This window comes from Neisseria sp. Dent CA1/247, assembly GCF_022870825.1.
Lineage (GTDB): Bacteria > Pseudomonadota > Gammaproteobacteria > Burkholderiales > Neisseriaceae > Neisseria > Neisseria zoodegmatis.
Genome location: NZ_CP091522.1, coordinates 2,612,143 through 2,626,882 on the forward strand (window position 1 = coordinate 2,612,143; position 14,740 = coordinate 2,626,882).

Annotated in this window: 12 protein-coding genes; 7 read left to right on the forward strand and 5 right to left on the reverse strand. The window is 54.2% G+C overall.

The window, feature by feature from the left end:
• Nucleotides 1–321: 321 nt before the first annotated feature.
• The 7 genes from LVJ85_RS12710 (at nucleotide 322) to LVJ85_RS12740 (ending at nucleotide 9,750) form a co-directional block, all read left to right on the forward strand.
• Nucleotides 322–825 (forward strand): cytochrome c, encoded by a 504-nt coding sequence (locus LVJ85_RS12710; protein ID WP_244740199.1) that lies wholly within the window; start codon nucleotides 322–324, stop codon nucleotides 823–825.
• 128 nt (nucleotides 826–953) lie between these two features.
• Entirely contained in the window at nucleotides 954–1,628 is a 675-nt protein-coding gene (locus LVJ85_RS12715) for a histidine phosphatase family protein (RefSeq protein ID WP_244740202.1), read from the forward strand.
• Nucleotides 1,629–1,832: 204 nt separating this feature from the next.
• Nucleotides 1,833–2,420, forward strand: a complete 588-nt coding sequence (locus LVJ85_RS12720; protein ID WP_244740204.1) for a spore coat U domain-containing protein — start codon at nucleotides 1,833–1,835, stop codon at nucleotides 2,418–2,420.
• A gap of 42 nt (nucleotides 2,421–2,462) precedes the next feature.
• Entirely contained in the window at nucleotides 2,463–3,188 is a 726-nt protein-coding gene (locus tag LVJ85_RS12725) for a molecular chaperone (RefSeq protein ID WP_244740206.1), read from the forward strand.
• Complete coding sequence (locus LVJ85_RS12730) at nucleotides 3,175–5,790, forward strand: fimbria/pilus outer membrane usher protein (RefSeq protein WP_244740208.1); 2,616 nt, start codon at nucleotides 3,175–3,177, stop codon at nucleotides 5,788–5,790. The genes LVJ85_RS12725 and LVJ85_RS12730 overlap by 14 nt, the downstream gene beginning before the upstream one ends.
• Complete coding sequence (locus tag LVJ85_RS12735; protein ID WP_244740210.1) at nucleotides 5,769–6,827, forward strand: spore coat U domain-containing protein; 1,059 nt, start codon at nucleotides 5,769–5,771, stop codon at nucleotides 6,825–6,827. Before LVJ85_RS12730 ends, LVJ85_RS12735 begins: the two co-directional genes overlap by 22 nt.
• An 811-nt stretch (nucleotides 6,828–7,638) precedes the next feature.
• On the forward strand, nucleotides 7,639–9,750 hold the full coding sequence (locus tag LVJ85_RS12740; RefSeq protein WP_244743234.1) for a TonB-dependent receptor domain-containing protein: 2,112 nt from the start codon (nucleotides 7,639–7,641) through the stop codon (nucleotides 9,748–9,750).
• Nucleotides 9,751–10,228: 478 nt separating this feature from the next.
• Here the strand turns inward: LVJ85_RS12740 and dmpE are convergent, their stop codons facing one another.
• The 5 genes from dmpE to LVJ85_RS12765 all read right to left on the reverse strand — a co-directional run bounded on the left by dmpE (nucleotide 10,229) and on the right by LVJ85_RS12765 (nucleotide 14,723).
• Entirely contained in the window at nucleotides 10,229–11,014 is a 786-nt protein-coding gene (gene dmpE / locus LVJ85_RS12745) for a 2-oxopent-4-enoate hydratase (RefSeq protein WP_244743236.1), read from the reverse strand.
• Nucleotides 11,015–11,454: 440 nt separating this feature from the next.
• Complete coding sequence (locus LVJ85_RS12750) at nucleotides 11,455–12,915, reverse strand: 2-hydroxymuconic semialdehyde dehydrogenase (RefSeq protein ID WP_244740212.1); 1,461 nt, start codon at nucleotides 12,913–12,915, stop codon at nucleotides 11,455–11,457.
• A gap of 237 nt (nucleotides 12,916–13,152) precedes the next feature.
• On the reverse strand, nucleotides 13,153–14,079 hold the full coding sequence (locus tag LVJ85_RS12755; protein WP_107688904.1) for a catechol 2,3-dioxygenase: 927 nt from the start codon (nucleotides 14,077–14,079) through the stop codon (nucleotides 13,153–13,155).
• A 46-nt stretch (nucleotides 14,080–14,125) separates the two neighbouring features.
• Complete coding sequence (locus tag LVJ85_RS12760) at nucleotides 14,126–14,449, reverse strand: 2Fe-2S iron-sulfur cluster-binding protein (RefSeq protein ID WP_244740214.1); 324 nt, start codon at nucleotides 14,447–14,449, stop codon at nucleotides 14,126–14,128.
• Between the two features lie 82 nt (nucleotides 14,450–14,531).
• Nucleotides 14,532–14,723, reverse strand: a complete 192-nt coding sequence (locus LVJ85_RS12765; RefSeq protein ID WP_009115685.1) for a 4-oxalocrotonate tautomerase — start codon at nucleotides 14,721–14,723, stop codon at nucleotides 14,532–14,534.
• Between the last annotated feature and the right edge of the window lie 17 nt (nucleotides 14,724–14,740).

A 14,740-nucleotide genomic window follows, 5' to 3' on the forward strand; every position in this document is an offset into this window, starting at 1 on the left:
CGCCGTGCCACAAAAAGCAGCCATTATAGAGAAATTCAAATTGATTGTTTACCGAAACCGCTGTTCTTCCTTATCTTTTTTGCGCCCGCCGCCACAGATAACGCCTCGGCGGGAAAAAGGTATAATGCACCGTTGAAACCCTCGCAACGGCCGAAGCAGGCACATTCCGCCTTCCGCTTCGCAAAACCGTTGCCCAAAGGTTTCAGGCCGTCTGAAAAAACTTTCAGACGGCCTCGGTGTCCTAACCTTTACGGCACAGAAACTTTTCGTGCCGCCACCCATAAAACAACAACGTTACTGCGTAACTACAAGGAACTGACCATGAACAAATCTTTATACACCGCCGGCACACTGGCCGCGCTCACCTTACTGGCTGCCTGCGGCGGCCAAAACAACGCCCAAGCCCCGGCTGCCGCCGACAAAGCCCCTGCGGCCGCCACCTCTCCAAGCGCCAAAGCCTCCGTCGAACAGCGTGAGCAACTGATGGAAGGCTTCAAAAAGCAAATGGGCATCATGGCCAAAATGGTAAAAGGCGAAGCACCTTTCGATGCCGCAGCCTTCCAACAAGCCGCCGACGCGCTTGATGCCGACGCGGGCAAACCGTGGGAACACTACACCCCCGAAAGCGCGCAAGAAGAATCCGACGCCAAGCCCGAAATCTGGAGCAAACCGGATGAATTTAAAAAAGAAATCGACAAATTCACCACCGCAGCAGCCGCTCTGAAAACAGCCGCCGCTTCCGGCAAACTCGACGACGTGAAAAAACCCTTCGGCGAAGTCGGCCAAAGCTGCAAATCCTGCCACGATTCTTTCCGCAACGAGTAAACCCCAATCCGCCTGACGATTCAGGCACAAGCTATACAGGCCGTCTGAAAACCTTTTCAGACGGCCTGAACTTTATCCGACCCGTCCGCCGTATAATGCCAGCCGGAAACCACCACAGAAAGAACAACATGTCTCTACAAATCTATCTTGTCCGCCACGGCAAAACCGTCTTCAACACCGTAGGCCGTCTGCAAGGCTGGAGCGACTCACCGCTCACACAAGAAGGCCGCGACATCGCCGCCCGCCTCGGGCGAGGCTTGGCCGAACGCAACATCCGCTTCGACGCCGCCTTTTCCAGCACCGCACCGCGCGCCGCCGAAACCGCCCGCATCATCCTGACGCATCAAGGGCAATCCGATTTACCGCTGGCACAGCTGCCCGATTTGCGCGAATACTGCTTCGGCGGTTTCGAAGGCGAGTTCAGCCGCGCATTACACGAAACGATTGCCGCATCACTGGGCTTACCCGACGCACAAGCATGGAAACAGGCCTACCAACACGCCGACCACCATTTGCTTGCCGAAACAGTCGCCGCGCTCGACAAACTCGGTTTGGCCGAAAACGAACAGCAGTTTACAGGCCGTCTGAAAAACGGCATGGCAGAAGTCGCCAAACAAAGCAACGGCGCACAGCGCGTATTGGTCGTCGCACACGGCATGGCGATTACGTCGATTCTGAAAAACATTGATTTCAACAGCATCCCCTACCGCAGCGTAGACAATGCCTCCGTATCGCGGCTGAGATATGAGCAAGGCAAATGGCTGATCGACAGCGTGGGCGAAACCACGTTTTTATCGGCCTAACACAGCATCATTTTCATGTACTTGGTGTAAAAAAAAGACAATACCCGCAACGTGTTAAAAAATTATCTGAAAATAACTTGTGTTTATTTTTGTTAAGAACGATAATTCCGACCGTAACTTACAAACGGTCTGAAAATCAGACTATTGGCATTTTAGTAACCAAATGCACAATTAAACAACTTTAATAACAAAGGACTTAAACACATGAACGCGGTAAAAAAACTTTTCGTACTCACTTCGACAATGGCTGCCATACTGGCCTCCATTCCAGCAGCAGCCTCAGCAAGCAACCCTGCCACCAATCATTTTTACGTAACCATCCGTATCAAACCAGTTTGCGAAGTAGAAACCAGCACAGGCGGTGCTCCTACTCAAGAAGCCACTACACCATCCAACGGTGCGGATATTGATTTCGGAGAACATTTTTCCAATAGCAAAACCGAGGTTTCTGGATCCAGCAAAGCAGGTTCAGGTCATGGCATCACGGTCAAATGTACTAAAGGTACGCCTTACTCGATTGCTTTAAAACCTGAAAGCACCAGCAGCGAAGACGGAAGCGGATCCATGAATATCTTGGGCAACACCTCTACCGACAAGGTCGCTTATAGCCTGTATCAGGATTCGGGATACAACAAAAAATGGGGTAGCCAAGACGGTATAACGATAAAAGGCCAAGGAACAGGTATTGCCAGTCCCATTTCTCACCCCGTTTACGGCAAAGTGGCGGGAACCGAACTGGATAAAACCGCAGGCCGCTATTTCGACCGCGTGGCCGTCGAAGTTTCTTATTAATTTTAATTGAATTTTCTCAACATTATTAAAGCTGATACAGATATGGCAAGCCTGAAATATCAAAAGGCCTGCTTGCTTGCCGGTTTGGCGCTGGGTGCAGTATCCGGCGCCTTTGCCGCCGGTCTGCAAGTCAGCCCTACCGGTTTATCCCTGCCCGTTAAACAACGGGCAGGCGTTTTCACGTTAACCAATACCGGCACCAAACCGCTTACCGCGCAGGTGCGCGTGTACCGTTGGAGCCAAGATAGCGAAGGTAAAGACGTGCTCACGCCCAGCGGCGATGTTGTCGCCAGCCCGCCCATGGTAAAACTGGCTGCCGGAGGTGCGCAGCAATTCCGTGTGATCCGCACCAAGCCCGCCGCGCCGCATGAAGAGGCGTTCCGTTTGGTGGTGGACGAGTTGCCCGCTCCCGAAGACAAGCCGAAAGGCAACCTGCAATTTGTATTGCGTTATTCGATTCCGCTGTTTTTAAACCAAACCGACTCACCCGAGCCGCAACTGCAATGGCGCGTTGAGCGGGCAGCGGGCGGCAAAAGCGTGCTTACCGTTAAAAATATCGGTAAGTCCTATGCCCAGTTGAGTAATATTTCCGTAAAAAGCGGAAGCAAAGAAAAGAACTTGGTAGGCGGTTTGGCCGGATACATTTTGCCGGGCAACACTTGGAAAAATACGCTTGATGCCGAGCCTGCTTCATTCAAAAACGGCGGATTGTCCGCCACGGTAAACGGTCGGCAGATAAAGCCGGAGGTTCAAGGTGCAGTACATTAATGCTGCATTCCCTTTAAAACAGATTGTTTCCGGTATCTTATTGTCTTTTTGCGCGTTTCAGGCATACGCCGAACCGTTCGCACCGGAAGCAGCCGTGTATGCCGAAGAATGGCTGCCGGTTTATCCGCAAGTGTCGGTAAACGGCAGCACGGCGGAAGGTCTGTTTAAATTTATGTCTTACCACGGGCGCTTATTCGTGCAAGCGGATACGCTCGTCTCTTTGGGTATCCGCACACCTCCTTCACATATACGGCAAGCCAAACAGGCCGAAGGAAAAGTTGCCGATACCGACGGCACTGCCGCATCTGCAACAAATACGGATTCCGCCACAAGCGAACCTGAAACCGAGCTTGCCGCTGCGGAAAGGCCGTCTGAAAACCAAGCTGAAGCTGACGGGCAATCCCCAACACACAACCAAGCACACCAAGCCAACAACACAACTGCCGCCAATAAACCCTCATCCGGCTGGATTGAGCTGGAAACCATTCCCGAATTGGAAGTGCAATACGATGCCGCCGCTCAAACTTTAGCGCTTACCGCGCCTTTGGCTTGGCTCAACCTGCCCGTTACCCATATCGGCAAAGAAGCCGAACATGCCTATGAGATTGCCCGCCCCGGTTTTGCGGGCGTGTTGAACTACGATTACAACATGGCGCATAACGGCAACGGCGGCACCGGCCACGGCTTGCTGGCCGAATCGCGGTTTACCACCCCTATCGGCTACCTGAGCCATAACCACCTTTGGAACCAGCACAAAGAAAACCAACGCAATGTCAGCAAAAACGTGCGTTTGGATACCTATTGGCGCAGCACTTGGCCGGAGCAAGGCTTGGTGTTGACCGTGGGCGACGTTTTGGCCGGGCAATTAGGCGGCAGCGGTTCACGCTTGGGCGGCGTTAAACTCGAACACACCTACCGCACCCAACCGTGGCGGAACACAGCCCCTTTGCGCTCTTATCTCGGCGAAACCACCTTGCCGGGCACCGTCGATTTATATCTAAACGGCGTGAAACAATACAGCCAAGATGTGGCCGCCGGAAGCTACGAAATCACTTTGCCGCCCTCCATCAGCGGCAGCGGCACAGCGCAAGTGGTGGCGACCGACGTATTAGGCCGCCAAGTGGTGGTAGATTTACCCTTATACCGCGGCACAGGCATGCTGGCCAAAGGCCTGAACGAATGGTCGCTGGAAGCAGGCTACCTGCGGCGCGGCTACGGCATCCATCAGTTTGACTACGACAAAAAACTGGTCGGCAGCGGCGCGGTGCGCTACGGCATCAGCCACTTTTTAACCGGCCAGCTTCATGCACAGGGCGGCGGCGGATACCGCCAGTTCGGCGCAGCGGCAAACACGGTAATCGGTTCGCTGGGGCAACTGAACCTCAGCTATGCACAAAGCCGTTTCAAACAACACAAAGGCGCGCAAAGCAGCGTGTTTTTCAGCACGCAAAAAGGCCCGTGGTCGTTTGGCGCAGGCTGGAGTCACTACGGCAACAGCTTTTCAGAATTAAGCAGAATCATTGATCAAGAAGAATTTCAGCCCGAACCCGGCCACACCCGCACAGCTTCCACCTCGCTCGGCTGGAGCAGCCCGAAGCTGGGCGCATTTGCACTCTCTTACCTGCACAACAAACGCAGCGCCGAGCAGCAAACCGATAAAATCGGCACGTTCAACTGGAATTTTAATATCGGCAAACGCATCGGCGTGTATCTGAATGCCGCACACAATTTCAACAACAGCGAACAGCGCAGCATCTACGGCGGCGTGTCGCTCAGCTTGGATAAAGGTTATTCGGCCAATGCCGGCAGCCACCGAGACGGCGGAAACAACCAAACCCACCGCATATCTTTGAGCAAATCTTCCGCCGGATTGGGCAGCCCCTATTGGAACATCGGCTGGCAGCAGCAAAGCAGCAGCCACGCCAAGCGGCAAGGCCATCTGAACGGCTATCTGAACTACGATACCCAATACGGCGATTTCAGAGGCAGCGTATATAACACCCGCGGCGTTACCAATTGGAATGCAGGAGTGCGCGGCGGAATCGTTCTGATGCGGGGCGACGTATTCGCCACCCGCACCGTCAACGACAGCTTTGCCGTCGTCAGCGCGGGCGGCATGGCCGACGTGCCGGTGATGCTGTTTAACAACACCGTCGGCAAAACCAACCGCAAAGGCCTGCTGCTGGTGCCCAATTTATCGGCTTACCAGAAAAACACGCTCGATATCGACATTACTGATTTGCCGCAAAACGTACAGGCCGAACGCTCGCGCGTGCAGGCAGTGCCGACCGAACGCTCCGGCGTGGCCGTGGATTTCAAGTTCAGCATCATGCGCGCCGCTTCCCTGACCCTGAAATATTCAGACGGCCTCTTTGTAAAAGACGGCTCAGTAATTAACCGCGAAGACGGCACGCCCGTAGCCGTGGTCGGCTTTGACGGCCGCGCATTTATCGAACATTTGGCAGAAGGGCGCAACCGCTTCACGGTGCGGCTGCCGGAAAACGGCGGCGAATGCAGGTTTGATATAGACTATCGGGCGGAACAATATAAAGGCAGCCTGCCTGATTTAGGTGAAACGATATGTACGAACTCGACAAAATAGCGAAAAAGCCACAGCGGGTACGCAAATCCTCCCGCTTATTTGCCGCCGCATTGTCCGCAACACTGCTGGGGCTGCTGCCCGCACAAGAAGCTTGGGCAAAGTGTACGGCAACGATGGAGCCGGTGAACTTCGGCAATGTCGATTGGCTTGACGGCCGGTCGTGGACAACACAGGCGCAAGTAACGGTTACATGCGAGAAAACAGCCGTCCAATGGAGCCCTCAAAAATTTAATGTTTGTCTGACGGCAGATGGTGGTCGGGTAACACCGCGTGCCTTAGATCCCCGCCGTATGTGCCGCAACGGTTCCTGCGCTTCAGGGATTTTGACCTATAATCTCTATGGAGATCCGAACCATACGGATATTTTGACTTCAACCAGTCAGCATATCGGTAAATCCATCAATAAAGTTATACAGGTTGATTCCATTTTCAGCCCTAAATCCATAATGTTTCCTATCTATGCCAAATTGACCCCGAACCAGACAAATGTTGTTCCCGGAAATTATACGGCCAGCTTTGCCAGCGGCTCCACGGCAATGGCTTTCTATCCAACGGATGAAGACACACCGCGAGCCTGTGCATCGAATCTCTTCGGTAATTTGAGATTTGAATTTGACGTATCTGCCACAGTGATAAAAAAATGCAATATTACCGCTCCCCAAAACATTGATTTCGGTACTGTGGGCAGCTTAACCACCAACCTTCAAGGACAAACCTCCCTCGGCGTAACCTGCACCAAAGATACGCCTTACAATATCGGTTTGATGCCCTCAAACCGCAACGCAAATGGTGCGGGGGAAATGGCATCAAAAAAAGCGGAGAACACAGACCGCGTGCGATATCAATTGCGTTCGCAGGCCGGCATGAATGGAAAAGCGTGGGGAAACACGGCAACCAGTCAAGCTGTCGGCAACGGCGTAGGGGGAACAGGCACCGGTATGCAGCAAAACCATAATATTTATGCCACCATCGACTCAGTCAACAACTACCGCGCGGGCGAGTATCGGGACAAGGTGATCATTAACGTTCATTATTGAAACAGGCGGATAGGCTTGCCCGCGCCGAACCGCTTGAACACCGAATGCCATAGTCAATCAATTTAAATATAGTCCATTCGTCATACTCGGGCTTGACCCGAGTATCTTGAGTTTCAGCAAATTCAGGAGATACCCGGGTCAAGCCCGAATATGGCGGCTTTACTATTAAACTTAAGTAGATTGACTATATATGTTCGACGGCAGGCAAGGATGCCCGCCCTACGGCGTTTCAATATTTTCCAGCCTGCTTTAGGCTGTATGCGGCAGGTCATCTGATAAGAAAACTGCACCTTTTTAGTCGGAAGGGTGTCCAACTTTTGGGGTGCAGTTCAATATTTTCAGACGGCCTTGACGCGTTTGCACAATCAGTAAAAGCTTTCCATGCTTATGCCCAAGCCGCAGGGGCGGATTGCCTGCCCGCACACTGTTTGAAAACATGGAAATGCTGCCAGATCGAGCTTTTTACCTTTACCTTCACTTTCATTCCGCCCGCACCCTTTCATACCGTTTACACTTGAGAATAGTAATAATTTTTACAATCATAAAAAATTCTGTTAACATGATTCGCTAATATTGGGAATGATTCTTAATATTAAAACCAATATGATGTAGCTGATTCAAAACAAAAAAACCAACGGCTGCCGCGACAAGCTGTGTAAAAACGGATGTTGCCGACATCTTTCGGCGTTTACACAAACCTTTTCTTTACGCAGCTTCCGTTAGCGCCGCACGGCTTTGTTTGAAGCAGCCGTACGACATAACACGATAAAGGCTGTTTACCTGATATATCAGCCTCGAACGGAGATGAATGATGAAATTTAAGCAACTTCCTCTGACGGCCGCGGTATTGGGCGCATTGTGTGCAGCACCTGCATTCGCCGCCAACTCGGAAACTTCCAACGTAACGCTGGATACCGTTACCGTAACCGGCGACCGCCAAGGCGCGAAAGTGAAAACCAATGTGGTTACTGCCCGCAAGAAAGACGAAAGCACGGAAACCGATTTGCGCGGCCTGTTTAAAGACGAACCTGCCATCGGTATCGGCGGCGGTAACGGTACTTCACAATATCTGTATATCCGCAATATGGGTCAAAATTCGGTGGATGTGAAAGTCGATAATGCTTATTCCGACAGTCAAATCCACTACCACCAAGGCCGGCACATCCTTGATCCTGCTTTGGTAAAAATCGTATCCGTTCAAAAAGGTGCGGGTAGTGCTTCAGCCGGTATCGGCCAAACCAACGGCGCGGTGATTGCCAAAACCCTGGATGCCCAAGATTTGCTGAAAAACAGCAGCAGGCCCGACTTTGGCGCGAGAGTGAATGCCGGCTATAACAGCAATGACGGCCATAACTACGGCCTGACGCTGTTCGGCAAGCCCGGTTCGGTCGATTTCGTGCTTTCCGGCAACCGTGTTAAGGAAAGCAACTACAAAGGCGGCTCGGGCTACCGCAACGGTGTGGACGGCGGCAACCGTGTGTTGTACAGCGCACTGGACAAAACCGGCTATCTGGCCAAAGTCGGCGTTGATGCAGGCGAAGACCACCGATTTGTATTGAGCCATTTGAACAACGAGCACAAAGGCGACCGTACGGTGCGTGAAGAGTTTTCCATGTATGAAGATTACAAAAGGCAAAATGGTAATATTGCTACCCAAGCCCCTGCCAAACGTAAAATGAGCATCAACCAAACCAACCTTGAGTGGACGGGTAAAAATCTCGGCTTTGCCCAATCGGCCGCCGCCAATATCTACCGTTTGGAAAAAAGCCGCTGGTCGGCTAACGACAGCCGAAACGGTTACGCGGGTGGCAACAGCAACCTCCCCGTCGATAGCAATCCTGTTCCCACCACAACCAAAATCGAAACCATCGGCGGTAATGTCAACTTCGATTCGCACCTCAACGACCGCATCCTGCTGAAATACGGTGTCAACTACCGCACCCAGCAAGTGAAGCCCGACCGGATTTTCCGCGCGGGTGTAACCAAGCAGAAGAAACAGGATGTCGGCGTTTATACCGAAATGATTACCGATGTGGCTAAAGATGTTACGCTGACCACCGGCCTGCGCTACGACCACTTCAATTTCAAAGCGATGGACGGTAAAAAATTAAGCAGCGGCTCCGTCAGCCCGAGCGTGGGCGTGATTTGGCAGGTTATCCCCGATTTGAGCCTCAGCGCGAGCCACAACTACGCTACCCGCAGCCCGCGTATGCAGGACGGCATTATGGCGCACGGCAAACGCGGCGTGGTTTCGATTGCTTCCGGCACCAAAGCGGAAAGAGCCAGAAATACCGAAATCGGCTTCAACTACGATAACGGCATGTTCGGCGCAGACGGCAGCTACTTCTGGCAAAACATCAGCAAAGCATTGGGCACGTCCACCGGCCGCAACAACCACTTGTGCGATGCACCGACACCGCAAAACAAAAACGAATGCTTCTCCGAAATCATCAATGCCGGCAAAGTGAAAAACTCCGGCTACGAATTGGGCGCATCGTTCCGCAAAGGCGGCTGGAAAGCACGGGTGGGCGTGGCTTACAGCAAGCCGAAATTCTACGGCGAACGTTTGAGCGCAAACCCCGAATACGCCATGCGTATCGGCCGCACTTGGACAGGCTCGCTGTCTTACCGCTTTGCCAATCCCGACTTGGAAATCGGCATCCAGCACCGCCAAGTTGAAGGCGTGAAGAAAGAAGACAACTTCATCTTGGTCAACCGTCAAGTAACAGCGGCCGACAAAGGCAAAAAAGCATTCGGCGTAACCGATCTTTCCGCCAACTGGAAACCGCTCAAAAACGACAAGATGAATGTGAACTTCGCCGTGAACAATGTCTTCAACAAAAACTACATCCCGCACGCCCAACGCAGCGACTTGCCCGGTGCCGGCCGAGAGTACCGCGTCGGTTTGAATTACACTTTCTGATGGGTTAACCCAACCATCAAGAAGCATGGGATATAGTCATAGAGGCCGTCTGAAAGCGAACTTGTAAGCTTTCAGACGGCCTTATGGAAAATCAGCCGTAGGTTGGGATGAAATCCCAACAATAATCGAAATAATGGAAATGTTGGGTTGGCAACCCAACCTACGTTTGCTATTGCAGAAGATGCCGAAGGCGAACCGCGGGCGGATATGCAATCTGCCCTCTACGCAAGCCTGTTGACGGTTTGGAGGGTGTTTGGTGAAAACCGCAAGTTCGCTTTTCGCTTTCAGACGGCCTCAATATATTGATTGGTAAGATGAAAGCATACGGCCAATCCATATCAGAATATAGCCGTCATACTCGGGCTTGACCTGAGTATCTCTTAGAGTTACCTGAACTCAAGATACTCAGGTCAAGCCCGAGTATGACGTATGTACTATTTTTAAGTTGATTAACTTATTTGCCTGTTTCAAAACCATTTCAGCTAAACAACACCGAAGCGTTGCCGATGCCGCCGATGGATACCGACATGAAATCGCCTGCGCTCACGTTTTCCAGCGGCACCAGCGCGCCGGAGAGGATGATTTCGCCGGCTTTGAGCGGGATGCCGAAGCTGCCGAGGGTGTTGGCGAGCCAGGCGACGCAGTTGACGGGGCTGCCGAGAGCGGCGGCGCCGGCGCCGGTGCTGATGATTTTGCCGTTTTTCTCAACAACCATGCCGCAGGTGCGCAAATCGACTTGGCGCGGGCTGACGGCGGTGTCGCCGAGAATCAGGAGGCCGCAGGAAGCGTTGTCGGCGACGGTGTCTTGGATTTTGATTTGCCAGTTTTCGATGCGGGAATCAACGATTTCAAAACACGGCATCACGCATTCGGTGGCGGCGATGACATCGGCGGCGGTTACGCCGGGGCCGTTGAGGTCTTTTTTCAGCACGAAGGCAATCTCGCCCTCGGCACGCGGCTGCATCAGCATTTGGCTGACAGGCATATCTTGCCCTTGGCTGAATACCATTTTGTCGGTGAGGAAGCCGAAATCGGGCTGGTCGACTTTGAGCATGGATTGGACGGCGTGCGAGGTGAGGCCGATTTTTTTGCCGATGACTTTTTCTCCGGCGTCCAAGCGGTGTTGCAGGAAGGCTTGGGAGATGTGGTAGGCGTCTTCGATGGTGATGTCGGGCGCTTGTTCGGTGAGCGGACGGATGGCTTGACGGCTGGTCATGGCTTGGTAGAGCATGGTGCCGAAGCGTTTGATGTCGTCTTGGGTCATATGGTTTCTCCGTGAGGCCGTCTGAAATTTCAGACGGCCTTTTGTTATGGGTTGTCGGGTGTAGCGGGTAGGGATGCCTGCCCTACGGTTTTCAGACAGGCTTTTCTTCAACTCTGTCTGCTTGCCGTCATACTCGGGCTTGCCTCGGGTATCTTGCGTTTCAAGAACGTTGGGAGATGCTCGGGTCAAGCCCGAGCATGACGGGCGGTGCTGTTTTTAACGGCGGGCAGGGATGCCCGCCCTACTGGTTTTCAGACAGGCATTTCTTCTACTCTGTCTGCGTGCCGTCATACTCGGGCTTGACCCGAATATCTTGCGTTTCAAGAACGTTGGGAGATGCTCGGGTCAAGCCCGAGCATGACGGGCGGTGCTGTTTATTAACGGCGGGCAGGGATGCCCGCCCTACGGTTTTTAGAACCGCCCGCTTTCAGACGGCCTGCTTACATCTTGATGCAGATGTTTTTCAGCTCGGTGTAAAACTCGAGGCCGTGTACGCCGCCTTCGCGGCCGATGCCGGATTGTTTGGCGCCGCCGAATGCGGTGCGCAAATCGCGCAGGAACCAGCTGTTTACCCACACGATGCCGGCTTCCATCTGCTCGGCCACGCGTACGGCGCGGCTGCTGTTTTCCGTCCAGATGGCGGCGGCGAGGCCGTAGTCGGTGTCGTTGGCCAGCGCAATGGCTTCTTCTTCGGTGTCGAAGGGGCGGATGTGGCAGCAGGGGCCGAAGATTTCTTCTCGGATGACGCGGGCGTCGTCGGGCAGACCCGTCCAGATGGTCGGCTCGACCCATGCGCCGTCTTTGAGGGCTTCGCCCATGTCGGGCACGCCGCCGCCGATTTCTACGGTGGCGCCTTCTTCTACGGCCAGTTTGTAGTACGACAGCACTTTGTTGCGGTGCTCTTGGCTTACCAGCGGGCCGAAGTTGGCTTCGGGGTCTTCGGGGCGGCCGGGTTTGAGTTTGGCGGCTTCTTCTTTCATGCGGCGCACGAAGTCGTTGAACAGCGGGCGTTCTACATACACGCGCTCGGTGCCGAGGCAGACTTGGCCGCAGTTGACGAAGGCGGAGCGCATGGTGCCTTCGACGGCTTTTTCCAAATCGCAGTCGGCAAACACGATGGCGGGGTTTTTGCCGCCGCATTCCATTGAGATGTTGCGCAGGCCGACGGCGGCGGCTTTCATGATGATTTCGCCGGTGCGGGTTTCGCCGGTGAAGGTGATGGCGTCGATGCCTTTGTGTTCGGTGAGGAATGCGCCGGCGGAGTTGGGGCCGAAGCCGTGCACGACGTTGAACACGCCGGGCGGCATGCCGCATTCGTTCATCACTTCGCCCAGCAGCGTGGTGGTGGCGGGGGTTTCTTCAGACGGCTTCACAACCACGGTGTTGCCGCAGGCCAGGGCGGGGCCGACTTTCCAAGTCATTAACAGCAGCGGCAGGTTCCACGGCGAAATCACGGCGACCACGCCTTTTGGGGTGCGGTGGCCGATGTTGATGGCGCCGGTGCCGTCGGGCGTGTCAAGGCGGAAGGCTTCGGTGGGGTGGTTGGCCAGGGTTTCGGAGAAGGCTTTGAAGTTGGCGGCGCCGCGCGGGATGTCGATGTGCGCGGCCATTTTGCGCGGTTTGCCGGTGTCGCGGCATTCGGCTTCGAGAAACTCGTCGAAACGCTCGTTGATGCGGTCGGCCACTTTGTTTAAAAGCTGGATGCGCTGGGCTTGGGTGAGCTTGCCCCACGGGCCTTTGAGGGCGGCGCGGGCGGCGGCTACGGCGGCATCGACTTCTTCTTTGCCGGCTTCGTGCACCATGCCGATTAGGCTGTTGTCGACCGGATTGCGGTTTTCAAAGGTTTTGCCGCTGGCGGAGCCGACATATTCGCCGTTGATAAAATGTTTGAATTCTTTCATGTTGCTGCCTCTATTTCGGGATAGGGTTTGTGCAAGTTTTTCAGACGGCCTTGATGCCTGTCTGAAAAGAACGGTTATACCGCCCAATACTTAATCAATAACCGCCGTCATACTCGGGCTTGACCCGAGTATCTTGGCTTTCCGTAAACTCGGGGGATCCCCGGGGCACGCCCGAGTATGGCGGTTATCCGTTTTCAGACGGCCTTTGGTTTCAGACAGGCCGTCTGAAAATACGATTTAAGTCAATACGGTTAAGAACCGCTCGTTGAGCACGCGGTCGTGGTAGAAAATGGCTTTGCCCAACTGCTCGGCATCCCACGTTACGGGCGGGTGGTCGGGGTAGTGGTAGTCGCCGCCTGCAAATACTTCGTTGCGGTTGCCCGACGGGTCGAAGAAGTAAATCGTTTGGCCGTGGGTGAGGCCGTGGCGGGTCGGGCCGATGTCGATGGAAGTGTCGGTCATGGCAATCAAATCGCCCGCGAGCAGCACGTCGTTCCACGTTTCGAGATAAAACGAGGCGTGGTGGAATTTGCCTTTTTCGGCGTGGCGGATAAAGGCCACGTCGTGCGCTTTCATCGAGCAGGTGAGGAACTGCGCGGCGCGGGTGCCGTCGGGCGTGAGCACTTGTTCGGCCAAGTCGAAGCCCAATACCTGCGTGAACAGGTCATAGGTGCGGTCGAGGTCGTCGCCGTAGAGCAGGCAGTGGTCGAAACGGGTGGCTTTCATGCCTTTCAAATCGCGCGGCCACGCTTCGGGGTTGCGCTCGCCCACGCCGTATTTGCCGGGTTGGTCTTTGGTGGCAAACAGCTCGAACACATGGCCGGTGGGTGCGGTAAAGCGCACGCGGCGGCCGCAGCCTTTCAACTCGCCCGCAGGGATGTCTTGCACGTCCAGCCCGCCGAAATCGATTAATTCTTGGCGCAGTTTGTCTAAGGTGGCTTCGTCAAGCACTTTGAAAGCCATGAAATCCATGCCCGCTTCGTCGGTTTCGCGCAGCACGACGGAGAAGCTGTCGACTTCCGTCCAGCCTTTGAAATAGCGGCGGCCTTGTTCGTCGCTGCCGGTGGGAATCAAACCCAGCAAATCGCCGTAGTGTTTGACGGCTTCTTCCATGTCCAATACGCGGATCTGTACGTGTCCGGGACGCATTACACCTTTTCTCATGATGTTTCTCCTGTATTCGTTATTCGGTTTGTGGTTGTAGTCTTGATTAAATAAACGGGTTATAGGGCGGCGGGGGCGGCTCGCTCACGATTTCCATATCGCTTTCGGGAAAAACCCGGCACGCCAGCACCACGCCTTCGGCCAAATCCTGCTCGTTGATGTGGGTTTTGCTCATGGCTTTTTTGCGGTAGCAGCCCGACAAAATCCGTATCCGGCACACGCCGCACCCGCCGCCGCGACAGCCCACCGAAATGGTGCGCTGCCCCATCTGCTCGGAAGCGGCCAGCAGGGTTTGGCCTTCGTACACAGTAATGCTGCGCGTGCAGGCGGCCGAACCGCTCGGGTCTTTAATACATACGGTGTAGCCCATGTTTCCTCCTTCGCGGTTTTAGCGAAACTCGCAAAGCTCGTTTTCAGACGGCCTCTTGTTTTCAGACAGGCCGTCTGAAACATCAACGCCCCTTCGCTTTGGCCGACTCGCCGCCGATGCCGAAATGCTGCTTGGGCATTTCGTTGATCAGCACGCGCACCGATTCTTTCGGCGCACCCACGGCGCGAACCATGGCTTCGGTTACTTCGCGGATGACGGCTTCTTTTTGCTCGTCGGTACGGCCTTCCATCATGTGGACTTGAATAATCGGCATGGTTGTTTCCTTTCTTG